The sequence below is a fragment of the Gordonia soli NBRC 108243 genome, assembly GCF_000334455.1.
In the GTDB taxonomy this organism is placed as follows: Bacteria; Actinomycetota; Actinomycetes; order Mycobacteriales; family Mycobacteriaceae; genus Gordonia; species Gordonia soli.
The window spans coordinates 53,300-75,780 of record NZ_BANX01000011.1; the positions used below are offsets into that span (position 1 = coordinate 53,300).

Sequence of the window (22,481 nt, forward strand, 5' to 3'; positions counted from 1 at the left end):
CGGCCCGATCAGTACGACTTCGGCAGGCCGAGACTGGTCTGCGCGACGAAGTTGAGGATCATCTCCCGGCTCACCGGCGCGATGCGCGCGATGCGCGCGAGACTCAGCATCGGGGCGAGGCCGTACTCGCTCGTCAGACCGTTGCCGCCGAGGGAATGCACCGCGTGGTCGACGATCTTCACAGCTGCCTCCGCGGCAGCGTACTTCGCCATGTTGGCCGGCTCCGCCGCACCCCAGTCGTCGCCCGCGTCGTACAGTGTCGCAGCCTTCTGCATCATCAGCTTGGCCATCTCGAGCTCGATCTTGCCTTGCGCCAACGGATGCGCGATGGCCTGATGAGCTCCGATCGGCGTCTTCCACACGGTCCGGTCGTTGACGTAGGAGACGGCTTTGCCGAGCGCGAACCGTGCCATGCCGACCGCGGAGGCGGCGGCCATGATGCGCTCGGGGTTGAGTCCGGCGAAGAGCTGGCTCAGGGCCGCGTCCTCGGAGCCGACGAGGGCGTCGGCCGGCAGTCGCACGTCGTCGAGGTAGAGCAGGAACTGCTTCTCCGGGTTCTGCAGCTCCATCTCGATCTGCTTGTACTCGAAGTTCTCCGCGTCGGTGGGCACGATGAACAGGGCCGGCTTGAGCTTGCCGGTCTTGGAGTCCTCGGTCCGCGCGACGATCAGCACGGCCTGTGCCTGATCGACACCGGAGATGTAGATCTTGCGGCCGGTCAGCAACCAGTCGGAACCGTCGCGCTTCGCGGTCGTGGTGATCTGATGCGAGTTCGACCCGGCATCGGGTTCGGTGATGCCGAACGCCATCGTGATCGAACCGTCGGCCAACCCCGGGATCCACCGCTGCTTCTGCTCGTCGGTGCCGAATCGCGCGATGATGTTGCCGCAGATGGCCGGCGACACCACCAGCATCAACAATCCGGTGCCCGCGGCGGCGATCTCCTCCATCACGATGGAGAGCTCGTACATGCCCGCCCCGCCACCGCCGTACTCCTCGGGCAGGTTGACGCCGATGAAGCCGAGCTTTCCGGCCTCACTCCACATCTCGTCGGTCTTGCGGCCCTCGCGGGCACACTCGCGGAAGTACTCCTGTCCGTACTTCGCGGCGAACGCGGCCACCGACGCTCGCAGGTCGGCACGCTCATCGGTCTCGGTGAAGGTCATCTGACGGCCTCTTCCTGTTGGTCCTGAGTGGGTGTGGGGGTGTCGTCGTCGGTGATCACGGCCAGCACATCACCGACCGAGAGTTGTTGTCCTGCCGCCACGGCCAAGGTGCTCACGACCCCGTCGGCCGGTGCCGAAACCGTGTGTTCCATCTTCATCGCCTCGAGCCAGAGCAGCGGCTGGCCCGCGACGACCCGGTCGCCCTGTGCGACCGCGACCCGGATCACCGATCCCGGCATCGGGGCCAGCAGCGATCCGGGACGCTGCACCGCCGCCGGGTCGACGAAGCGGGGTTCGCGGCGTAGGGCGACCGCACCGGACGGACCGTCGACGAAGATGTCGTCGCCGTGGCCGGTGACCACGAATGCGGACCGCACCCCGCGGATCTCGAGGTCGACGAGGCCTTCGGTGACCCCGACGACGGAGATGTCGGGATCATCGACGAGTGCGAACCCGTTGCGTCCGTGTCGGTAGCGCACCTCGAGTGGATCGGCATCGACGCCCACCCGGCGGTACCGCTTGACCTGCGGAGCGGAGAACAGGTTGCGCCACCCGGACGGCAGACCGCCCTGGACGCGAGCAGTTCGCCGGGCGGCCAACGCATCCGACAGCGTCGCGGCGATGCCCGCGGCACGCACGTCGGCGTCACCGGCCAGTGGCGCCGACAACACGTCCAGGCCGACGGTGTCGATGTAGGCGGTGTCGGTGTCACCGGCCCGGAACCGCTGCTCGCGCAGCGTGTTCACCAGCATGTCCCGGTTGGTCACCGGACCGTGGATCCGAGCATCGGCGAGTGCTCGCGCCAGCATGGCCGCAGCACGTCCACGATTCGGCGCCCAGCTGATCACCTTCGCGAGCATCGGATCGTAGAAGGTGGTGATCTCGGATCCGGGACCGATCCCGGCATCGATCCGGATGCCCGGCCGATCCAGCGGACCGAAGGTGACATCGGCCGGCAGCACCAGATCGTGCACGGTCCCCGACTGCGGCTGCCAGTCGGCGCCCGGGTCCTCGGCGTAGAGGCGCACCTCGATCGCGTGTCCGACGGTCGGCGGCGGCAGCTCGGCGTCGAGGGCCTCGCCCGAGGCCACCCGCAACTGCCATTCGACGAGGTCGGTGCCCGTGGTCAGTTCGGTGACCGGATGCTCCACCTGCAGACGCGTGTTGGTCTCCAGGAAGTAGAAACGCCCGGACTCGTCGGCGAGGAACTCCACCGTCCCGGCACCGACGTACCCGATGGCGGCCACCGCCTGACGAGCGGCAGCGAACAGCCGTTCCCGGAGATCGCCGCCGATCCGCTCGACCAGTGGCGCCGGGGCCTCCTCGACGACTTTCTGATGGCGGCGCTGGATGGAGCACTCGCGCTCACCGACCGCCCAGATGCCACCGTGTGCGTCGGCCATCACCTGTACCTCGATGTGGTGGCCGCGTTCAACGTAAGGCTCACAGAACACGGTCGCGTCGCCGAAGGCCGACTCCGCCTCGCGTGCGGCGCCCTCTACCTGTGCCGGCAACTCGTCGAGGGTCCGGACGATCCGCATGCCGCGTCCACCCCCACCGGCGGAGGCCTTGATCAGCAGCGGGAGATCGCTGTCGCCGACCGACTCGGGATCGATGTCGCCGAGTACCGGGACCCCGGCATCGGCCATCAGCTTCTTGGCGTTGACCTTGGAGCCCATGGCGGTGATCGCCGACGGCGGCGGCCCGATCCAGGTCAAACCGGCGTCGATGACCGCCTGGGCGAAGTCGGCGTTCTCGGAGAGGAAGCCATACCCGGGATGGATCGCGTCGGCGCCCGCGGACCGCGCGGCGTCGATGATCTGCGCGCCCCGCAGATAGGTCTCCGCAGACGTCGATCCCGGCAGCCGGACCGCACGATCGGCCGCACGGACGTGGGGTGCGTCTGCATCCGGGTCGGAGAACACCGCGACGGTGTCGAGACCCATGTCGCGGGCGGTGCGGAAGACCCGGCAAGCGATCTCCCCTCGGTTGGCGACGAGGACCGAGGTGATCCGGGCCCCGGCGATCGCCGTTCGGTCGATGGCCGCTGCCGTGTCGGTACTGGCCGACGTGGTGCTATCGGTTGTCATCAGAGCCCCTCACATCCGGAAGACGCCGAAGTCGGACGTGCCTGCCACGGGTCCACTGTGGATCGCCGAGAGGCACAGGCCGAGAACGGTCCTGGTGTCGCGCGGATCGATGACGCCGTCGTCGTACAGCATCCCGGAGAGGAATGCGGGCACCGACTCCGCCTCGATCTGGGCCTCGATCATCTTCTTCATGCCGGCGTCGGCCTCTTCGTCGACCACACCGCCCCGCGCTTCGGTCGCGGCACGCGAGACCAACGAGATGACACCGGCCAGCTGCGCCGCGCCCATGACCGCGGACTTTGCACTGGGCCAGGCGAACAGGAACCTCGGGTCGTAGGCACGACCGCACATCCCGTAGTGGCCCGCACCGTAACTGGCACCGACCAGCACCGAGATGTGTGGGACCTTCGAGTTCGACACCGCGTTGATCATCATCGAGCCGTGCTTGATGATGCCGTTCTGCTCGTACTCCTTGCCGACCATGTAACCGGTCGTGTTGTGCAGGAACAACAGTGGCGTGTCACTGCGATTGGCGAGCTGGATGAACTGCGTCGCCTTCTGCGACTCCTCGCTGAACAGCACTCCCTGAGCATTGGCCAGGATTCCGATCGGGTGGCCGTGGATCCGCGCCCACCCCGTACACAACGACGACCCGTATTCGGGTTTGAACTCGTCGAAGTCGCTGTCGTCGACGATCCGGGCGATCACGTCGCGCGGATTGAACGGGATCTTGAGGTCGGCGGGCACGATGCCGAGCAGTTCCTCGGGGTCGTAACGCGGTTCGACGACCTCCGCAACGGGTGCGGGGCCCTGTTTGCGCCAGTTCAACCGGTCGACGATGCGCCGGCCGATCCGGATGGCATCCTGCTCGTCGGCCGCGTAGTAGTCGGCGAGACCGGACCGGCGCGCGTGCATCTCGGCGCCACCGAGCGACTCGTCGTCGCTGTCCTCACCGGTCGCCATCTTCACCAGCGGCGGACCACCGAGGAAGACCTTGGACTGGTTCTCGATCATCACCACGTGGTCACTCATGCCGGGCACGTAGGCACCGCCCGCAGTCGAGTTGCCGAAGACCAGGGCGATCGTCGGGATCCCGGCCGCCGAGAGGCGGGTCAGGTCACGGAACATCCGCCCACCGGGGATGAAGACCTCCTTCTGCGTCGGGAGGTCGGCGCCACCGGACTCCACCAGAGAGATCACCGGCAATCGGTTCTGCAGAGCGATGTCGTTGCAGCGCAGGATCTTGCGGAGTGTCCAGGGATTGGAGGTACCGCCGCGGACCGTCGGGTCGTTGGCGACGATGAGACATTCGACGCCCTCGACCACCCCGATCCCGGTGACCACCGACGCCCCGACCGCGAAGTCCGAGCCGTACCCCGCCAGCGGACACAGTTCGAGGAAGGCCGAGTCCTCGTCCACCAGCAGTTCGATGCGCTCCCGCGCGAGCATCTTGCCGCGCTTGCGATGTCGCTCGACGTACTTCTCGCCGCCGCCGGCCAACGCCTTGTCGAACTCGGCGCCGATCTCGGTGAGCTTGGCTGTCATCGCCGCGGCGGCGTCGCGATAACCGTCTGCGGCAGGGTCGAGGGTCGATCGGACGACGGTCATGCCTGGTACCCCAATCGCTTCGCGGCGAGACCCGTCAAGATCTCGGTCGTCCCGCCGCCGATGCCGATGATGCGCATGTCGCGGTACTGCCGCTCGACCTCGGTCCCGGTCATGTACCCGAGGCCACCGAAGAGTTGGACGGCCTTGTCGGCCACCCATTCGCCGGTCTCCACTGCAGTGTTCTTGGCGAAACACACCTCGGCGATGAGGTCGTCCGACGACGTCACCTTCCGTTCCACCACGGCTCGCGTGTAGATCCGCGCGATGTCGACGCGACGGGCCATCTCGGTGACCGCGTCCTGCACCGACTGCCGCGCGATCAGCGGCTTGCCGAAGGTCTCGCGGGCACGAACCCACTCCAACGTCAGGTCGAGACAGCGCTGGGCGCTCGCGTATGCCTGTGTCGCAAGCCCCGCCCGCTCGGTCACGAAGGCAGCCGCGATTTGGGCGAACCCGGAGTTCTCCGGACCGACCAGATTGCCGACGGGGACCCGCGCATCGACATACGCCAGTTCGGCGGTGTCCGAACTGCGCCAACCCATTTTGTCGAGACGGCGGGTGACGGTGAAGCCGGGCGTGTCCTTCTCGACCACCAGCAGCGAGACGCCGGAGGCGCCGGGCCCACCGGTGCGGACCGCGGTGACGACGAAGTCGGCGCGCGTACCCGAGGTGATGTAGGTCTTGGAACCGTTGACCACGAAGTGGTCTCCGTCTCGGACTGCCGAGGTCGTCAGGTGGCCGACGTCGCTGCCACCGCCGGGCTCGGTGATCGCGAGACTGCCGATCTTCTCGCCTGCGAGTGTGGGCCGAACCCAGCGGTCGATCTGGTCCGGGTCGCCGGCCGCGATCAGGTGGGGCAATGCGATGCCATGGGTGAACAGGGACGCGAAGACACCACCCGCGACACCCGCATAGTGCAGCTCCTCGGCGAGGATGGTGCCGTCGATGAGATCTCCGCCCGATCCGCCGACGTCCTCCGGCACACCCAGCCCGAACAGCCCGAGCTTCGCCGCCTCACGGTGCACCTCACGCGGGATCAGTCCCTCGACCTCCCAGGCGTCCTGGTGCGGCAGGATGTGGCGCTCGGCGAAACCCCGCACGGTCGACCGCAATTCGCGTCGCTCCGCCGTGTCCCACGGTCCGGTGTTGATCGGCACTGGTCACTCACTCCTGTCGGTCGAGGTGATGAACGAGAGCGGGACGGGCACCGGCCGCGATCGCAGCCACTCACCCATTCCCTTGGCCTGGGGGTCGAAACGCACGTTGTCGGCTACACCGCGCCCGAGCACCCCTTCGATGACGAAGTTGACCGCCGAGAGGTTCGGCAGCCGGTAACGGTGGACGGTCAGGTCGGCGACCTCGGGCAGCAGCTGCTTGAGGAGCGCGACATCCAGCGTGTGATCGAGCCAGGTGAAGTGATCCGGGTTCGGCACCCAGACACCGATGTTGGCGCTACCGCCCTTGTCGCCGCTGCGAGCTCCGGCGATGACACCAAGGGGCGCGGACGCGGTCGGACCCCATTCGCCGGTCGAGATCGAGCCTGTAGTGACCGGATCCGGCTCGTCGACGGTCACCGGCGCTCGCAACGGACTGGGCTCGATGTGGGCGACCACGCCCGTGGATAGCGCGACGGTGTGATCCACCGCTGCGGCATCGACATAGCCGGGTTCGAAGACGCCGTATGGGGTTCCGTTGCCGGGCGGTGCGGTCATCGTGAAGCCCGGGTAACTGGCCAGGGCAAGCTCGACCGCAGTGGCCGAGAAGGCCCGGCCCACCTTCTTCGCGTCGGCGTCGCGGGCGACGCATCGCAGCAGTGCGCTCGCCTGTTCCTCGGTCTCGGCGTCCGGACGGTCGAGGCGGGACAGGTCCCACGAGAGGTCGTCGGGCTGCGTCGGCAGGGCGTCGACGAATTGCTGCTGGAACAGTTCGGCTTTCGCCTCGACATCCAGACCGGTGAGGATGAGCGTGATCTCGTTGCGTACTCCGGCCAGGTGGTTGAGCGACACCTTGACCGTCTCGGGCGGGGCCTCACCGCGAACGCCACTGATCGAGACCCGGTCCGTGCCGTCCGATGCCAGGGTCACCGTGTCGAGCCGGGTCGTGACGTCGGGGCCCAGGTAGCGCGGCCCGCCGATCTCGTAGAGCAACTGGGCGGTGACGGTGCCGACGGTGACGGCTCCTCCGGTCCCCGCGTGTTTGGTGATCACCGACGAGCCGTCGGCGGCGACCTCGGCGATCGGGAATCCGAGACGGCCCATCTGCGGGATCTCGGTGAAGAAGGAGTAGTTTCCGCCGGTCGCCTGTGCGCCACACTCGATGACGTGGCCGGCCACGACGGCTCCGGCCAGCGCGTCGAGATCATCGAAGCCCCAACCGAAGTGGGCGGCAGCGGGACCGACCGTCAACGAGGCGTCGGTGACGCGGCCGGTGACCACGATCTCGGCCCCGGCGTCGAGCGCACTCTTGATGCCGAAGGCGCCGAGATAGGCGTTGGCTGTCAGTGGCGTACCGAGGTCGAGTTCGCTCGCCCGGTCGACCAGGTCGTCACCGTCGACGAAGGCGACGTCGGCGGACACGCCGAGCCGATCGGCGAGCTCACGCAGGGCTACCGCGAGCCCGTGCGGATTGAGGCCGCCCGCGTTGGTGACGATCCGCACGCCTTTGTCGACTGCCAGACCGAGGCAGTCCTCCATCTGGCGGAGAAACGTCTTGGCGTAGCCGGTCTTCGGATCCTTGAGACGATCCCGGCCGAGGATGAGCATCGTGAGTTCGGCCAGGTAGTCGCCGGTCAGGTAGTCGAGCTCGCCACCTTCCAGCATCTCCCGGACCGCGGCGAAACGATCGCCGTAGAAACCCGATGCGTTGCCGATCCGGACGACCCCGTTCGACCGGTCTGCGCTCATGCCCTGTCCCCCTTCGGTTGTCGGCCGCCGCCCGGCGGTCCGGCGAAACACTGTGCGATCGCGGCCCATCGCCGCACCTCGTCGCCGACGAGTTCCAGCCCGAGATCGGCGAGTGCGCGACGTTGCGTCACCAGCTTCGCGAAGTCGAGCGCGGGCCCGCGGACCACCTGGTCGGCGTCGTCGGGACCCCACGTCCAGAGCTCTCCCGACGGCGCGGTGATCTCGTAGCGGAACGGCTCCGCGGGCGGGGTGAGTCCGTTGACGGCATAGGCGAAGTCGCGGGTCCGCATTCCGATGTGCACGACCCCCTTGATGCGGTCGTCGGCCGGGAGGGTGACCCCGAGGGCGTCCGCGACATCGAGCCCGTGCGCCCAGGTCTCCATCAGGCGGGCGGTGGCCATCGACGTCGCCGACATCGGCGGACCGAACCACGGCACCTTCTGACCGTCGGGGACGGCACGCAGCGCGGACGCGAGGTCGGCGCGCGCAGATCGCCATCGTCGGAGGATCACCGCGGGCGCATTCGCCGCCCCCTCCTCGGCGGCGGTGTCGACGAAGCCGGTCGGATCACTTGCCCCGGCTTTCAGGACGTCGTCGAATCCGGCGGTGTCGGTGGCGGCGATCGCCGCGACCCGATCGGTCCATTCCAGGTGTGCGATCTGGTGCGCGATCGTCCATCCCACCGCGGGTGTCGGGCGTGTCCACGAGGCGTCGGGAAGATCGGCGACCAGATCGTCGAGTCGGGCGGATTCGGCTTCCAGGTCGGCCACGACCGCGTCAACGAGCGCCATGCGATCAGGGTCACACAGGTCGGCGTAAAAATCAATCACGCATGATTGTTTTGGGGCGAGGGCTGTCTGGTCGCGCCCAGGACTTGGTCACAAACTGCCGCTCTCCCGGGCGCGGCGCGCACTATCCACGCGGCTGCCCGCTCCACGGCAGATTGTGGTCAGCGCACCGACCCCGGCATCACTATTTCGAGCAACCCGAGGACCCCAGCCAACTGCCGCCCCGGCGCAACACGCCAACCAAAAACTGCCGCTCTCCCGGGCGCGGCGCGCACTATCCACGCGGCTGCCCGCTCCACGGCAGGTTCTGGTCACGGCACCGCCGAGCCCCCCCCCCCCCCGAAAGCGACCCGCGAGACCCCTATCGGTAGTGCGCGTCCGCGGTAGCCCGACTCAGGAGCACGCCGTCATGCGAGCGGAGGGTCGCCTCGAAGGATGCGATCCGGCGACCGGTCTTGATCGGCACCACGTCCACGGTCACCTCCTCGCCCTGTACCGCAGGCGAGCGGTAGAACCCGACGGTGAGGTCGCCCAGTTGATAGTCGGCACCGGCTGGAGCGCCGGCCTGGGCGGCGAAGGACGATGCCTGCGCGACGATGGTCGCGATGATGCCACCGTGCATCGTGCCGAAGGTGTTGCCCATCCACGGCCGTGTACTGCTGATGAATCGCACCGATCCCTCGGGTAGGTCGGGCGCGGACTCGAGTCGACCGCCGAGCAATTCGGCCAGCGGCCCGAGCGGCCGCGTTCCCGACACCAGCTCGTCGACGATCTGGGCGCCCTCGAGACCGGCCTCGATCGGCGCGGGCAGCGCGATGCCGAGTGCGCCCGCGGCGGGCGGTGCATCTCGGTGCGGCTGTGGGGCATCGTCGGCCGAAGCCCGACCCACCCGCACGTTGCGTGCGGTGCCGACACAGCAGATGTCGCCGGCGGCAGCCCGGATCTCGACGGTCGTCCCGCCATAGTGTTCGTCGCTCGTGCGCAGTCGTGAGACCCCCGACAGCCGGTCGTCGATGTCCACGTCACCCTGATACGACAGCGTCAGGCGCGCCTGCAGGGTGGCCGCGCCATCCTGCGCGACGTGGAAGGGGATGCCGCCGAGGTCGTCGAAGAGCACAGCCAGTGCCGGCAACTCGATGCGTCCCCGATGGTCGGCGAACCTGGCCGACAACTGCTGCTCGGCGAAAGCCACACCGTCTTCGACCCGCACACCCCCGATGCCGAGTGCCGACAGCGGGTCAGCGGGCTGCGGCGCGGTCGATTGGGGGGCGATCAACGGGCTCTCGGTCACATAACCGGTCTATCAGCAGGGCTCGTGTGCCACGCACCACAGTCGCCAGGTGAGGGTGCGACGGGTGATCTGTCCCGGAATCGGGTACAGGTCGAAGACTGGACAGAGCCGACGATGGGCGTCTCGGATCCATAACAGAACACGCGGGAGCCTTCCGGTCATCGGACAGGTGCGACAGGCTCACGCCAGGGTTACCAACCAGTAGGTGATGAAGGAGTTACAGATGGTGCAGGGTGGGCGTCGATCACTGGTTCGTCAGACAGCACTCGTGGCCGCTTCGGCGGGGGTCGCGACCGTGGGAATCGCACTCGGGGCGGCAAGCGCGGACGCGGCGCCGGGCGGGGCCGCACTTCGCGTCGACCAGGTTCCCAACGCCGGTGTCGCCGTCGTCGGCAACCGTGTGGCCGGCGGCTTCGTCGCCCCGATCAGCGCGCGTGCCGCAGGCGCCGGCGTCACGCGGATCACGCTGAGCCCGCAGCCGGCACAGACCAGCCCCGGCACCCTCAACGGATCGCGGGTCGGTCTCACCTGGCGCAACGAGCGCACCGGGAAGTCCGGCAACGCGACCTTCCCGACCAACAGCGGGATCGACGTCACCACCGGCCCGGGTCGGATCACGTTCACCACGAGCATCATCGGCCGCGGCGACCGGTCGTTCACGGTCATCCCGGGCAACGGCTCCATCTTCCGCTGAGCGAGCCGGCGGGCTGCTCGCACACGCGGCCCGCGACCTCTGCTCGGACATCTGCGCGCCGCGCGGATGTCCGAGTAGACAATTTTTCGAATGTGTTCACACCGCGGGTGAACACGTTCTAGATTTGGCCGCATGGCCGAGACCGTCACCCAGCTCCTCGAGGCACGCGCGAACGACGACAACCTGGCGATCACCTTCGAGGGTCGCCGATGGACGTGGCGCGAACATGTCGCCGATGCCCGCCGCGCCGCTGCGGCCGTCCTCGCGACCGCCGATCCCTCACGTCCGATGCACATCGGCGCACTCCTCGGGAACACTCCCGACATCCTGACCGCGCTGGCCGCCGGCGCCCTGGGCGGCTATGTCACCGCCGGTATCAACAACACCCGACGCGGCGCCGCGTTGGCGGGCGACATCCTCCGCGCCGACTGTCAGATCCTGATCACCGACGCCGAGCACCGCCCTCTGCTCGACGGTCTCGACCTACCGGGGGTCGTCGTCCTCGACACCTCCAGCGCACAGTGGGCAGACATGCTCGCGACGGCACCGGAACTCACCCCGTACTCGGTCCCGACAGCGGTCGACACCTTCATGCTCATCTTCACGTCGGGTACCAGCGGCAACCCCAAACCCGTCCAACTGGCGCACATGCTGGTGCCGTTCGCCGGCCCGGCACTCGTCGACAAGTACGGAATCGGGGTCGGCGACGTCTGCTATCTGTCCATGCCGCTGTTCCATTCAGCCGCGCTCCTGGGCGGCTACAGCGTCGCAGTGTGCAGCGGGGCAGCCATCGCACCCGCGCGCTTCTCCGCCTCGACCTTCCTCGCCGACATCCGTCGGTACGGCGCCACGTACATGAACTACGTCGGCAAACCGCTCGCCTACATCCTCGCCACCGAGGAGCGCGACGACGATGCCGACAACCCGCTGCGGGTGGCCTTCGGCAACGAGGCCACCGACCGCGACATCGCCGAGTTCGGCCGCCGCTTCGGTTGCGCCGTGTGGGATGGATTCGGTTCGACCGAGCTGGCGATCATCATCACGCGCGAGCCCGGAACCCCCGAGGGCTCCATCGGCAAGGGGTATCCCGGTGTCGCGGTCTACAACTCGCAGACAGTTGCCGAGTGTCCGATCGCGGAGTTCGACGAGCACGGCGCCCTCGCCAATCCCGACGAGGCGATCGGTGAGCTCGTGAACGCCGACGGCGCGGGCATGTTCATGGGCTACTACAACGACAAGGAATCCACCGACGAGCGGCTCCGCGACGGGATGTTCTGGTCCGGCGACCTCGCCTACAAGGACGCCGACGGCTGGATCTACCTCGCCGGCAGGACGGCGGACTGGATGCGGGTCGACGGCGAGAACCTCGCCGCGGGCCCGATCGAGCGCATCCTGCAACGCATCCCGGAATTGAACCGGGTGGCCGTGTACGCGGTACCCGACGAGACCGTCGGCGACGCCGTGATGGCGGCGATGGTGCTGCAGGACAACGCCGAACTCTCCCCCGAGGGATTCGCGGCGCAGCTCGCGGCCCAGGAGGACCTGTCCCCCAAGGCGTGGCCCCGATACGTGCGGGTGGCCGCCGACCTACCGACGACCGCGACCAACAAGATCCTCAAGCGAGAACTCAAGTCGCAGGGCCCTATCGCGGGCGGTGGGCAACTCTGGATCCGGGACCCGCGATCGCGGACCTATCGCGTCGCGGGTGCCGACTCGTCCGTTCCGGTGTAACGGACGATCCGTCGTGGCCGAACAGCTGACCGAACTGGGCTACTACGCACTCTCCCGACATCCGGTGACGCCGTCGGAACTGGTCGACGAGGCGCGGGTCGCCGACCGCATCGGACTGGGTACCGCATTCGTCTCCGAGCGGTTCAACGTGAAGGATGCCGCGGTGCTCTCGGGCGCATTGGCCGCCGCATCCTGCCGGCTGGGCATCGCGACGGCCGCGACCAACCACACCACACGTCACCCGATCATCACCGCGACCATGGCGGCGACGCTCACCGAACTCACCGGTGGCCGTTTCGCTCTCGGGCTCGGTCGCGGGATCACGCCGCAGTGGCAGATCCTCGGTCTGCCGACCATCACCGGCGGTCAGCTCACCGAGATCACCGCGCTGCTCCGACGTCTGTGGGCGGAGGAGACGATCATCGGGTACGACGGCGAGATCGGGTCCTTCCCACTCTTGCGACTCGGCGTCGCGCTCGAGCCGCCACCCCCGATCATGCTGATCACCATGAGCCCCGGGACTCTTGCTCTGGCTGGGCGCATCGCCGACGGCGTCGTACTGCACACCTTCTTCTCCGACGATGCGACTCACCGCGCGGTCCGCATCGTCCGCGAGGCCGCCGAGCAGGCGGGACGAGACCCTGCATCGGTTCGGATCTGGTCGGTGGTCGCGACGGTCGGTGATCATCTGGGACCCGATGATCGGATGCGCCGTCTGCAGGGGCGGCTCGCCACCTATCTGCAGGGCTACCCCGACGTCCTCGTCGGGGCCAACGGGTGGGATCGCGAGGTCCTCGATCGGATACGCGCCACCGCGGCGTTCTCGACGGCGCGCGGACCGATCGACGCGACCGCCGACATCAGCGAGCTCCGCGAACTGGCCGAGGTGATGCCCCACTCCTGGGTCGCCGACAGCGCGACCGGGAACGCGTCGGACTGTGCGACCACCATCGCCGCCCAATTCGACCTCGGCGTCGACTCGGTCATCCTGCACGGCGCCACGCCCACCGAACTGGAGCCCGTCGTCGACGCCTATCGTCGCGTCCGGCGCGATGCCGTTGTCCCACCGGTCAATCCCGGTCGGGCGCACCCGACACCGGACACAGGCACCGACATCGACGGCCCGGAGGCCAGATGAGCATCGCACCACTCTCCCGAATCCCTACCACCCCCGCCGATCTCACTCCGGACTGGCTGACCGCCCTCCTGCGGGCGAGCGGCTCTTCCGTGGAGGTCACCGCGGTACACGCCACCCCGGTCGGATCGGGACAGATGGCAGGCTCCTTCCGGCTGGACCTGACATATGCCGATGCCGTCACCGGCGGCATGCCGTCGACGGTGATCGCGAAGCTCGCCACCGGACCCGCCGAGCAACGCGAGTTCGGCGCCGGGGCCTTCCGGAACGAAGTGCAGTTCTATGCCGACCTCGCACCGACCGTCCGGGTCCCGACACCGCGGTGTCATGCATCGACGATCTCACCATCGGGTGCCGAGTTCGTGCTGCTGCTCGACGATCTGGCGCCTGCGGTGCAGGGAGATCAGATCACCGGATGCACACCGGAGCAGGCCTCGGCCGTCGCAGTGGCCGCGGCCGGCTTGCACGCACCCCGCTGGGACGACGATTCGTTGCTCGACACCGAGATCGGATTCGCGCTCCCCACCGATGACGACCGGGTCTTGATGGAGTCGGTGTTGGAACCGATGGCCGACATCTTCCGGGCGCGGTTCGACCTCACCGCCTCCGAGTCGGCGACCGTCGACTGGTTGGTCGCGAACGCCGGCACCTGGCTGGTCGCGCCGCAGCGACACTTCACGCTGATCCACGGCGACCTGCGCATCGACAACGTCATGTTCGGGCCGGACGGCGCGGTGACCGTGATCGACTGGCAGACCATCGTGCCCGGACAACCCCTACGAGACATCGCCTTCTTGCTGTCGACGAGTCTGACCGTCGCCGATCGCCGCGCGAACGAGGACGCGATCCTTGCCGACTACCATCGTGCACTCGTGGGCCACGGCATCAGCGGCTACACGATGCAGGAATGTCGGGAGGACTATGTGTCCGCACTCCTACAGGCACCGCTGATCATCGTGTTCGGTTGTGCTGCCGCCCAACCGACCGAGCGTGGGGATCGGATGTTCCGGGTCATGCTCGATCGCGCGACCGCCGCGATCGGCGATCTGGTGCCGGACGCACTGGGATGATCCTGGTCATCGGGGCCACCGGGTTCCTCGGCTCTCATGTCGTACGTCAGGTGGCCGCGTCCGGCGAGACGGTACGGGTGCTCACCAGAACCACGAGCGACTTGCGACCGATAGCCGATGTACCGGTCGACCACGTCGTCGGCGAGCTGACCGACACCGAGCTCGTACGACGCGCCATGGCAGGCTGTTCGGCGGTCGTCTATTGCGCGGTCGACACCCGTGCGTGGCTGCTCGACCCGGCGCCGCTCTACGCGACCAACGTCGACGCGCTGCGAGCCGTACTCGAGGTCGCGGCAGACGCCGGACTGGAGAAATTCGTCTACACCAGTTCGATGGCGACGATCGGCCGGCCCGCTGTGGGCCCCGCGACCGAGGACGATCCCTTCGATTGGGCCGACACCGCAACCGAGTACGTGCTGTCCCGCGTCGCGGCCGAGGACATGGTCCTGTCCCGGGCACGTGCGGGCGCGGTTCCCGCAGTGGCGATGTGCGTCTCGAACACCTACGGTTCGGGCGACTGGGCACCGACCCCACATGGAGCCTTCGTCGCCGGTGCGGCCCTCGGCCGACTCCGTTTCACCGTCCGGGGCTTCGCATCCGAAGCCGTCGCGGTCGATGACGCGGCTGCAGCGCTGGTGAGCGCGATCGAACGCGGGCGTCCGGGAGAGCGGTACATCGTGTCCGAACGCTTCATCGACCTGGCCGAGGTGATCGACCTCGCGGCGAGAACCGGAGGCCATCGGCCACCACGACCGGCGCTACCCCGCCCCGCGTTGTACGGCCTGGGGGCGGCTGGTTCAGCCCTGGCACGCTTGCGCCGCCGACCTCAGAAGCTCACCGTCTCGACAGTTCGCCTGATGCATCACATGTCACCGATGAGCCACGCGAAGGCCGAGCACGAGCTCGACTGGCATCCACGACCGGTCACCGACGCCGTCGTCGACGCAGCGCGCTTCTGGATCGACCGGGTGGCCGCCCGCGGGTCGTCGAGACAGCCGACCGCGGACTGAACGAACTACCGGAGGAGATCGGCGAGCTCGGCCATACTGTAGGGCGCCGAGTCCTGGTGGTCCCGATATGCCACGAAGGTCGGTTGTGCCGGGTCGTATCGCCCGATGAATCCGCCGGCGGCGGTGAAGATCTGGCCGGTGATCTCCAGCGCGGCGTCGCCGGCCAGGAAGACGTACAGCGGGGCCACGTACTCCGGCGGCGCCGGATCGAGTGCGGCCTGGCTGGTCACGTCGTCGAGGATGCCGCGGCTTCGCAGGCTCTCGATGTGTCGGATGTACTCCGGCCCCGTCGACAGCCGCGACCGGGCTCCCGGCATCACGACATTGACCCGGACGCCATCGGACCGCAGATCCGCAGCAGCTGCGAGTGCAAGGGCGTTGACGCCGCCCTTGGCCGCAGGATAGCCACTGCCACCGAACATACCGAGCGACGCAGCGCTCCCGGTGAGGACGATCGCGCCGCTCTGCTGCTCGACGAACACGCGGCCCGCGGCCTGGGTCAGGTTGAACGCGCTCATCAGATGTGCGTCGACCTGCTCACGGAACTCCCGCGGCCGGATCGTCAGGATCGATGACCCGGCCGGCTCCGCGATGCCCGCGCAGTTGATCGCGATGTCGAGCGCCCCGAACTCTTCGAGTGCCACGTCGACCATCTGCTGCGCCACGTGGTCGTCACCCGCCGAACCACGGACACCGACCGCATAGCCTCCGCCGCCGCGGATCTCGGCGACCGTGGACTCGACGGCGTCACCGTCGCGCCCGTTCACCACCACCGAGACCCCGCGTCCGGCAAGCGCATACGAGACGGCCAGGCCGATGCCGCGGGTGGCGCCCGCGATCACCGCCACCCGCCCCGACAGGTTGACGCCCATGAGCCGTCCGGTCGAGGGTCGCTGGGACCCGACCATCAGGCCGGACTGCCGACCGGGATGATCGGGATCGACCGACCGCGGTCGGTGAACTGGAACTCGGCGCCTGAGCTGAACCGCGCGATGGCCACCTCGCCCGACTCCTTGCGCGCGGTGCCACCGGTGGCGAACCGCACCTCCAGAGCACCGTCGACGGTTCGGGTGTCGGCGATCTCCCAGTACGGGTCCACGGCCGTGGCGATCGCCTGCAGCGGTTCGAGGTGCTCGGTGGTCAGCAGTGCCATCCAGCCGTCGTCGGTCACCGCATCGGATCGTTCGGGGAGACGGACCACAACCGTGTCGCCTTCCGTCCACGCCTGCACACCGGTGTACTGGTGCGGCCCCAATACCGGGTGCAGTGCGACCACCGCTGCGAGACCGGCCGCATCGGAGGACAGGTCGAGTGCCCGCCGGAGACGTTCGGCGGCCAGTCCGGCGATCCCGGTCAGCTGCTTGCGATGTATCTCGCGCGCCGCCGCGTCGTCGGTCTGGCGCAGCACCGACCACAGGAACCCCAGCGACAGGAGCTGATGTTGCAGCGCAACCTCTTCGGCGATGCGGACGAGAGCGGTGTGCGACCACTCCCGGAACTGCAGGTCTGCCAGGAGTGCACCCCGGTAGTCGGTGAGTCCGTCGGCCGCGGTGTCCGCGATCGTTGACAGTACGAGGCGACCTGCCCGGGTGGTGAACATCTGCTCGGCATCGGCGGGGAGCGGCAGTTCGTCCCGATCGGGTTCGATCGTGACCGTCCACTCGCAGTGCGGCTGCCGCCCGGCAGGCCGGCGCGGCGGTCGGTGCACCGGACGGATACGTGCCCGACGGTTGGTCGCAATGGCGGTCGCATCGAAGGTGGGATCCTCGATGTCATGGCACATGGTGGTGACGTAGTCGTCGCCCATCGGCTCGACATCCATGAGCGCCCCGCAGTGCGCCAACAGGAACGACCCGTGATACCGGTCGGTGACCTCGTAGCGGAAGTCCATGAACTGCGGCGGTGCACCGATGTCGAGTTGGAGGCACTTGAACATGTCCTCGACCCCGTCCCCGTCGATCCCGAGGGCGGAACGCATGCGGTGTGTGTAGACGGGACTCGCGGCCATCCACTCCTCGATCGCGACCTGTCCCATGGTCTCCCGGCCGAATGCCGAGATGAGATGGGCCATTCCGCTGCGGTCGATCATCTGGCCGGACAACAGGAGTTCGGGGACGAGTACGGCGAGCTGATCCTGACTCAGACCTGAATAGGTCGGGGCTGGTTGAGTCATGGGTCAGATCACCAGAACGGGACGGGTGCGGTGCCGAAGGGGTACCACCCCGGCAGATCCCCGGGCGCCGACTTCTCGATGCGCTTGAGCATCCCGTCGCTCATCGCATTCGCCTTCAGCAACTCGACGAAGAGCGCCGACACGTTGCCGAAGTCGAAGAAGTCACGCTGCCAGGAGAACTGGAAGTCCCCGGAGTACTTGAACCAGCTGCCCTGGATGCCCTCCAGCGCATAGTGGGTGCCGTCGGGCCGGGTGCGGTCGTAGACCTGCTTCCACAGTCCGATCATGTCGCCGGTCTTCTCGTCGATGACCCAGGCCTGGTAGGGATAGGTCCACCCCTCGAGGCCTTCCATCTCCTGGCCCAGCGCCAGCTCACGGATCTCCTCACGGCCGACGGCCATGAAGTCCTTCTCGGGGCCGTAGTTCCAGCCGTAGGTCGCGTCCTCGGTGTAGAAGTCCGCCAGCGGCTTCCAGTCGCCGGCCTTCTCCGCCTCGATGTTGGCGGCGAGCCAGCGTTCCTTCATCTCTTCCAGTTCGGCACGGTCAAACGACATGACAGTCCATTTCCTCTCTTGCCCCGATCTCACTCGGAGTCTTCGACGATTCGCAAAGCCTGTGTCGGGCAGTACATGACCGCCGCCTCCACCTCGGCGCGCCGGTCCTCGTCCGGGTTCGCGTCCAGGATGTTCACGTGGTCCACCTCGGCCTCGAAGAGTCCGGGCGCCTCCATCTCGCACATGCCGTGGCCCTGGCAGATGTCCAGATCCACCTCGACCCTCATCGGGTGGTTCCTCTCCTCCGGTATTTCACGCGGCACGGCTGCTGCAGCTGGACGACCATCTTCGAATGGTCGTTGCGGTAGCTCTCCGATGGCTGGAGCATCTCGAACTCGTAGTTCTGGAACAGGACCGAGAAGATGGCCTTGAGCTGCATGATGGCGAACTGTGCGCCGACGCAGCGGTGGCGGCCGGCTCCGAAGGGGATCCAGGTCCACCGGTTGACCAGGTCTTCGGTACGGGGCTTCTCGTACCGGGTCGGGTCGAAGACGTCCGGATCCGGGAAGTCCTCCGGGAGGCGGTTGGAGATCGCGGGCGAGACCGCGATCGACTGCCCGGCCTTGATCTCGAAGTCCTCGATGTGGAAGTCCTTCTGCACCACCCGCATCAGGATGATCAACGGGGGGTGGAGACGGAGCGCCTCTTTGAGCGCGTTCTCCAGCTTCGGGATCTGCCGCATCGCCGCGAAGCTGTACTCCGGTCTGCCGTCACCGCGGTCGGTGTAGATGTCGTCGAGTTCGGCGAGGATCTCCGCCATGTGGTCGGGGTTGCGCAGCAGTTCGATGAGGGTCCACGCGGCCGTTCCCGACGTGGTGTGATGCCCGGCGAACATCATCGAGATGAACATCCCGGTGACCGTGTTGGCGTCGAAACCGACCTGGACGAGGACATCCATGAGGTCGCGATCCTCTTTGTCCTCGGTCGGATTCGCGATCCGCTCGTCCATCACGCCCTGGATGAACTCGACGAGCTCGGCGCGCGCCTCGTCCCGCTTGCGGAAGCTCTCGATGTCGGCGTTGTAGTCGACGTATGCGATCGGGTCGGTGCCCTTCTCCAGATCATGGAAGAGATGGGCGATGTGGCCGCTCAGACGCTCGCGGAACTTGCGGCCGATCAAGCATGCCGACGAGGTGTAGAGGGTCAGCTCGGCGAAGAACTCGAGCAGATCGATCTCGCCCTCGTCACCCCAGTCGGCGATGATCCGCTCGACCTCGTTCGGGATGGTGATCGCGTGCTGCTTCATGTGGGCGCCCTTGAGCGCGGAGTTGTGGATCGCCTTCGATCGTTCTTCCGGGCTGGTGTCGAAGACGACACCCTCACCGAAAACAGGTGTCATGAACGGATATGCGGCAGCCTGGTCCAGGTCCTCTTCCGGCGCGCGGAAGAACTCCTCGCTTGCCAGCGCGCCGCTGACCAGGACCACCTCGCGGTCGGCGAGCTGGAACATGCCGGCGTCGCCACACTCGGAGCGGATGCGCCAGAACAGCGAGATGGGGTCGGTCGCGAGTTCTTCGAGGTGTCCGTGCTCGCCATCGCCACCCGACACCCGTCGGGGCGTTGTCAGTGTGGTCATCAGTTCTCTCCTCCGGAGTTCTTGTCGGGCGTGCCGAGTGCGCCCTCGGCCTCGACCTCCACCACGCGCATGTGGGCTCCACGCGGCATGGTCACGACGGCCGAGACCGCCTGGGCGATGTGCTCGGGTTGCAGGAAGTTGCCGTGCCGCGCCAGTCCATGACGGATCCAGTCGTTGAGCATGTCCTCGGTGGTCTTCTGATCGAGGTTCATCCCCATGCCGGTCAACACCTGCCCCGGCCGGACCACACTGGCCCGCACGCCGGTGCCCTCGAGTTCGAGCTGTGCAGTGGCGACCAGGCCGTCGATACCCGACTTGGCGGCCACATACGCCGACGACCACGGCCGGGGGCGGATGGTCACGTCCGATCCGATGAACACGAAATCGCCTCGGCGACGGTCGATCATCGCCGGGACGACGTTGCGGTACAGGCGATGTGCACCGATCAGGTGGATGTCCACCTGGGACGCGAACTCGTCGGTACCGATCTCGTAGGATCGCCCGACCGCCAGGTCTCCTGCCCCGGCGACCACGATCTCGAGCGCGCCGAGTGCGGCTTCGGCCTTGGCCACGCAATCGCGCACCGAGACCTCGTCGGTCACGTCCAGCGGGACCGCGACGGCTTCGCCACCGGAGGCGATGATCTTCTCGGCGAGCTCCTGGAGGCGGTCGACGCGACGGGCGGCGAGCGCGACGGGATATCCGGCGGCGGCCAGCCATTCACCGGTGGCCGCACCGATCCCCGACGACGCGCCCGCGATCAGGACCGGACGGCGCTCGGGATGTGCGATGAAGGCCATCACCGCACCTCGATCCTCACCGGCAGCTCCGCGAAGCCGCGCACGTTCACCGAGTGGACCCGCTCGGCCCGGTCGATGTCGATGTCGACCGAGCGGATCGACCGGACCACCTCGGCGAGACCGATGTTGGCCTCCAACCGGGCCAGGTGAGCACCGAGGCAGAAGTGCGCCCCCATACCGAAGCTGATGAGTGCCTGCGAGGTGTCGCGGCCGATGACATAACGGTCGGCGTCGTCGCCGAAGACGTCCTCGTCGCGATTCGCCGACCCGACCAGCAGCAGGACCCGCTCGCCCGCAGGAATCGTGTAGCCGCCGTACTCGACGTCCTCGACCACCCGGCGCAGCACCATCTGGGTCGAGTTGTCATAGCGCAGTGTCTCTTCCGTCCACTGCGGAACCGCCTCCGGATCGGCCAGCGGCTTGGCCAGCTCGTCGGGGTTGCGCCACCCCCAGTACAGCGCGTTGGCCAGCAGCTTGGTCGTGGTCTCGTTGCCGGCCACCACCATCAGGACCATGAACCCGACGATCTCGTCCTCGGTGAGCGTGGTCTTCTCACCGGTGTCGTCGTCGTCGATCTCGGCGTCGATGAGGGCGGACACCAGGTCGTCACCCTTGTTCTTGCGCCGGTCGGCGATGAGCGCCGAATAGTACTTGTGCAGTTCGATGTAGGCGTAGATCGCCGCCTCGGGGATGTCGAGGACCCCCTCCTCTCGATGCAGGAGGAGATCGGACTGCTTGCGCAGGTGCGAACGGTCCGCCTCGGGGACCCCCAGCAGTTCGGAGACGACGTCCATCGGCAGCAGTCCGGCGAAGTCGTGGATGTAGTCGAACTCGCCCTTGTCGAGGCACGCGCTCCAATGCTGGTGTGTGAGAGCCGTGATCCGCCCGGCGAGCTCGTTGACCCGGCGCGGCGTGAAGCCCTTGGACACCAGCTTGCGGATGCGCATGTGCTTCGGGTCGTCCATCGCCAGAAAGGACATCGACTTGTGGGCGTCCGGACCGTAGGACGACGGATCCATCGAGACTCCCCAACTGTTCGAGAGTCGGTTCGCATCGCGGAAACCCGCCCGGACGTCGTCGAGCTTCGCGAAAGCCCAGAAGTTCTGCGTCGCATTGTGATAGACCGGCGCCTCCTGACGGAGCCGCAGGTAGGTCGGGTACGGATCCTCGTGGAAGTGGTAGGCGTAGGGATCGAACGGAATCCGGCTCTCCATACCGGCATCCGCGGTCGTGGTGTCGGTCATTGCTGCTTCTCCATCAGTAGGTGGGCCGCGGCGACGAGGCGATCGGAGGTGTCTGCGTAGGTGAGGTGTCCCATGCCGGCATGCACGAGGCCGCCCGCGTAGAGCATCTCCAACGCATCCACCAGCGGGCCCGGGTTCTCCGGGTCCACCTCCAGAGCCTCGGCGAGGCGTCTGCGGATGAAGCCACCGATCCGCAGCCGCAGGTGCTCGACGTCGGGGTCGGTGCCCAGCAGGGCGACGGTCACGGCCCCGCCGAGCTGCCCCTCGCCGGCCACCACCATCGACACCTCTCGCAGGATCTGCGCCACCCGCTCGGCCGGCGCGAGGGCGAGGTCGGGCTCGGGCACGCCCGCGGCGAGACGACGCCAGAAGACCTCGGCGACGAGATGACTCTTGGAACTGAAGTAGGTGTACGCGGTGGCCGGGGCGACGCCCGCCCGCTTGGCCACCGTCCGCACCGTCAGGCCGTCGAAACCGTCGGCGTTGAGCACCTCGACCGCGGCGTCGGTGAGCCGGGCGACCGTCTCCGCCTGCTGAGCCGTCAGCCGGCGGCGGGTCGATTCCTGGATGAGGGGACTGGACATGTGGTGGACGTTACACTAGCTTTGAACGCGAGTCCAGACACCTGTCCAGATGGAGTTCCAGTTC

General features: G+C 67.6%; 20 protein-coding genes. 5 read left to right on the top strand and 15 right to left on the bottom strand.

The features are described from left to right. Nucleotides 1-8 precede the first annotated feature (8 nt). The 7 genes from GS4_RS07975 to GS4_RS08005 form a co-directional block, all read right to left on the bottom strand. Nucleotides 9-1,166, bottom strand: a complete 1,158-nt coding sequence (locus tag GS4_RS07975) for an acyl-CoA dehydrogenase family protein (protein WP_007619337.1) — start codon at nucleotides 1,164-1,166, stop codon at nucleotides 9-11. Continuing rightward, a complete protein-coding gene (locus tag GS4_RS07980; RefSeq protein WP_007619350.1) occupies nucleotides 1,163-3,256 on the bottom strand; it encodes an acetyl/propionyl/methylcrotonyl-CoA carboxylase subunit alpha in 2,094 nt (697 codons plus the stop codon). The genes GS4_RS07975 and GS4_RS07980 overlap by 4 nt, the downstream gene beginning before the upstream one ends. A 9-nt stretch (nucleotides 3,257-3,265) precedes the next feature. Next, nucleotides 3,266-4,864 carry an acyl-CoA carboxylase subunit beta gene (locus GS4_RS07985; protein WP_007619353.1) on the bottom strand — a complete coding sequence of 533 codons (1,599 nt, stop codon included), beginning with the start codon at nucleotides 4,862-4,864 and terminating at the stop codon, nucleotides 3,266-3,268. After that, nucleotides 4,861-6,021, bottom strand: a complete 1,161-nt coding sequence (locus GS4_RS07990; RefSeq protein ID WP_007619355.1) for an acyl-CoA dehydrogenase family protein — start codon at nucleotides 6,019-6,021, stop codon at nucleotides 4,861-4,863. The genes GS4_RS07985 and GS4_RS07990 overlap by 4 nt, the downstream gene beginning before the upstream one ends. 3 nt (nucleotides 6,022-6,024) lie before the next feature. After that, entirely contained in the window at nucleotides 6,025-7,767 is a 1,743-nt protein-coding gene (locus tag GS4_RS07995) for an acyclic terpene utilization AtuA family protein (RefSeq protein ID WP_007619357.1), read from the bottom strand. Then, entirely contained in the window at nucleotides 7,764-8,558 is a 795-nt protein-coding gene (locus GS4_RS08000; protein ID WP_040509906.1) for a TIGR03084 family metal-binding protein, read from the bottom strand. The genes GS4_RS07995 and GS4_RS08000 overlap by 4 nt, the downstream gene beginning before the upstream one ends. Before the next feature lie 358 nt (nucleotides 8,559-8,916). Then, nucleotides 8,917-9,846, bottom strand: coding sequence for a PaaI family thioesterase (locus GS4_RS08005; RefSeq protein WP_007619361.1), 930 nt, complete (start codon nucleotides 9,844-9,846; stop codon nucleotides 8,917-8,919). Nucleotides 9,847-10,069: 223 nt separating this feature from the next. Between GS4_RS08005 and GS4_RS08010 the strand changes: the two genes are divergently transcribed. The 5 genes from GS4_RS08010 to GS4_RS08030 all read left to right on the top strand — a co-directional run bounded on the left by GS4_RS08010 (nucleotide 10,070) and on the right by GS4_RS08030 (nucleotide 15,486). Next, nucleotides 10,070-10,540, top strand: coding sequence for a hypothetical protein (locus tag GS4_RS08010; protein ID WP_007619363.1), 471 nt, complete (start codon nucleotides 10,070-10,072; stop codon nucleotides 10,538-10,540). A gap of 132 nt (nucleotides 10,541-10,672) precedes the next feature. After that, on the top strand, nucleotides 10,673-12,271 hold the full coding sequence (gene fadD1 / locus GS4_RS08015) for a fatty-acid--CoA ligase FadD1 (RefSeq protein WP_007619377.1): 1,599 nt from the start codon (nucleotides 10,673-10,675) through the stop codon (nucleotides 12,269-12,271). Between the two features lie 13 nt (nucleotides 12,272-12,284). Beyond that, nucleotides 12,285-13,409: a TIGR03857 family LLM class F420-dependent oxidoreductase gene (locus tag GS4_RS08020; protein ID WP_007619379.1), complete on the top strand. Its 1,125-nt coding sequence runs from the start codon at nucleotides 12,285-12,287 to the stop codon at nucleotides 13,407-13,409. After that, the gene (locus GS4_RS08025) at nucleotides 13,406-14,476 is read left to right on the top strand and encodes a phosphotransferase (RefSeq protein WP_040509908.1); all 1,071 of its coding nucleotides are present in this window, start codon (nucleotides 13,406-13,408) and stop codon (nucleotides 14,474-14,476) included. Before GS4_RS08020 ends, GS4_RS08025 begins: the two co-directional genes overlap by 4 nt. Continuing rightward, nucleotides 14,473-15,486: an NAD-dependent epimerase/dehydratase family protein gene (locus GS4_RS08030; RefSeq protein ID WP_007619383.1), complete on the top strand. Its 1,014-nt coding sequence runs from the start codon at nucleotides 14,473-14,475 to the stop codon at nucleotides 15,484-15,486. The genes GS4_RS08025 and GS4_RS08030 overlap by 4 nt, the downstream gene beginning before the upstream one ends. Before the next feature lie 5 nt (nucleotides 15,487-15,491). Here the strand turns inward: GS4_RS08030 and GS4_RS08035 are convergent, their stop codons facing one another. Genes GS4_RS08035 through GS4_RS08070 form a run of 8 tightly spaced genes read right to left on the bottom strand, consistent with a single transcriptional unit; the run spans nucleotide 15,492 to nucleotide 22,417 of the window. Next, on the bottom strand, nucleotides 15,492-16,358 hold the full coding sequence (locus GS4_RS08035) for an SDR family NAD(P)-dependent oxidoreductase (RefSeq protein WP_007619385.1): 867 nt from the start codon (nucleotides 16,356-16,358) through the stop codon (nucleotides 15,492-15,494). A 35-nt stretch (nucleotides 16,359-16,393) separates the two neighbouring features. After that, nucleotides 16,394-17,659: a hypothetical protein gene (locus tag GS4_RS08040; protein ID WP_007619387.1), complete on the bottom strand. Its 1,266-nt coding sequence runs from the start codon at nucleotides 17,657-17,659 to the stop codon at nucleotides 16,394-16,396. An 8-nt stretch (nucleotides 17,660-17,667) separates the two neighbouring features. Further along, a complete protein-coding gene (locus GS4_RS08045) occupies nucleotides 17,668-18,213 on the bottom strand; it encodes a Cif family virulence factor (protein WP_007619389.1) in 546 nt (181 codons plus the stop codon). A 29-nt stretch (nucleotides 18,214-18,242) separates the two neighbouring features. Further along, nucleotides 18,243-18,440: a ferredoxin gene (locus GS4_RS08050; RefSeq protein ID WP_007619390.1), complete on the bottom strand. Its 198-nt coding sequence runs from the start codon at nucleotides 18,438-18,440 to the stop codon at nucleotides 18,243-18,245. Further along, on the bottom strand, nucleotides 18,437-19,789 hold the full coding sequence (locus tag GS4_RS08055) for a cytochrome P450 (RefSeq protein ID WP_007619393.1): 1,353 nt from the start codon (nucleotides 19,787-19,789) through the stop codon (nucleotides 18,437-18,439). The genes GS4_RS08050 and GS4_RS08055 overlap by 4 nt, the downstream gene beginning before the upstream one ends. Beyond that, entirely contained in the window at nucleotides 19,789-20,589 is an 801-nt protein-coding gene (locus tag GS4_RS08060) for an SDR family oxidoreductase (RefSeq protein ID WP_007619396.1), read from the bottom strand. The genes GS4_RS08055 and GS4_RS08060 overlap by 1 nt, the downstream gene beginning before the upstream one ends. Then, nucleotides 20,589-21,833: a cytochrome P450 gene (locus tag GS4_RS08065; RefSeq protein ID WP_007619398.1), complete on the bottom strand. Its 1,245-nt coding sequence runs from the start codon at nucleotides 21,831-21,833 to the stop codon at nucleotides 20,589-20,591. The genes GS4_RS08060 and GS4_RS08065 overlap by 1 nt, the downstream gene beginning before the upstream one ends. Next, complete coding sequence (locus GS4_RS08070) at nucleotides 21,830-22,417, bottom strand: TetR/AcrR family transcriptional regulator (protein ID WP_007619400.1); 588 nt, start codon at nucleotides 22,415-22,417, stop codon at nucleotides 21,830-21,832. The genes GS4_RS08065 and GS4_RS08070 overlap by 4 nt, the downstream gene beginning before the upstream one ends. Nucleotides 22,418-22,481 lie beyond the last annotated feature (64 nt).

Excerpts from the sequence above, each read along its gene's own strand:
- GS4_RS07975 (WP_007619337.1), bottom strand. The coding sequence starts at position 1,166 with ATGACCTTCACCGAGACCGATGAGCGTGCCGACCTGCGAGCGTCGGTG.
- GS4_RS07980 (WP_007619350.1), bottom strand. The coding sequence starts at position 3,256 with ATGACAACCGATAGCACCACGTCGGCCAGTACCGACACGGCAGCGGCC.
- GS4_RS07985 (WP_007619353.1), bottom strand. The coding sequence starts at position 4,864 with ATGACCGTCGTCCGATCGACCCTCGACCCTGCCGCAGACGGTTATCGC.
- GS4_RS07995 (WP_007619357.1), bottom strand. The coding sequence starts at position 7,767 with ATGAGCGCAGACCGGTCGAACGGGGTCGTCCGGATCGGCAACGCATCG.
- GS4_RS08000 (WP_040509906.1), bottom strand. The coding sequence starts at position 8,558 with ATGGCGCTCGTTGACGCGGTCGTGGCCGACCTGGAAGCCGAATCCGCC.
- GS4_RS08010 (WP_007619363.1), top strand. The coding sequence starts at position 10,070 with ATGGTGCAGGGTGGGCGTCGATCACTGGTTCGTCAGACAGCACTCGTG.
- fadD1 (WP_007619377.1), top strand. The coding sequence starts at position 10,673 with ATGGCCGAGACCGTCACCCAGCTCCTCGAGGCACGCGCGAACGACGAC.
- GS4_RS08025 (WP_040509908.1), top strand. The coding sequence starts at position 13,406 with ATGAGCATCGCACCACTCTCCCGAATCCCTACCACCCCCGCCGATCTC.
- GS4_RS08030 (WP_007619383.1), top strand. The coding sequence starts at position 14,473 with ATGATCCTGGTCATCGGGGCCACCGGGTTCCTCGGCTCTCATGTCGTA.
- GS4_RS08035 (WP_007619385.1), bottom strand. The coding sequence starts at position 16,358 with ATGGGCGTCAACCTGTCGGGGCGGGTGGCGGTGATCGCGGGCGCCACC.
- GS4_RS08040 (WP_007619387.1), bottom strand. The coding sequence starts at position 17,659 with ATGACTCAACCAGCCCCGACCTATTCAGGTCTGAGTCAGGATCAGCTC.
- GS4_RS08045 (WP_007619389.1), bottom strand. The coding sequence starts at position 18,213 with ATGTCGTTTGACCGTGCCGAACTGGAAGAGATGAAGGAACGCTGGCTC.
- GS4_RS08050 (WP_007619390.1), bottom strand. The coding sequence starts at position 18,440 with ATGAGGGTCGAGGTGGATCTGGACATCTGCCAGGGCCACGGCATGTGC.
- GS4_RS08055 (WP_007619393.1), bottom strand. The coding sequence starts at position 19,789 with ATGACCACACTGACAACGCCCCGACGGGTGTCGGGTGGCGATGGCGAG.
- GS4_RS08060 (WP_007619396.1), bottom strand. The coding sequence starts at position 20,589 with ATGGCCTTCATCGCACATCCCGAGCGCCGTCCGGTCCTGATCGCGGGC.
- GS4_RS08065 (WP_007619398.1), bottom strand. The coding sequence starts at position 21,833 with ATGACCGACACCACGACCGCGGATGCCGGTATGGAGAGCCGGATTCCG.
- GS4_RS08070 (WP_007619400.1), bottom strand. The coding sequence starts at position 22,417 with ATGTCCAGTCCCCTCATCCAGGAATCGACCCGCCGCCGGCTGACGGCT.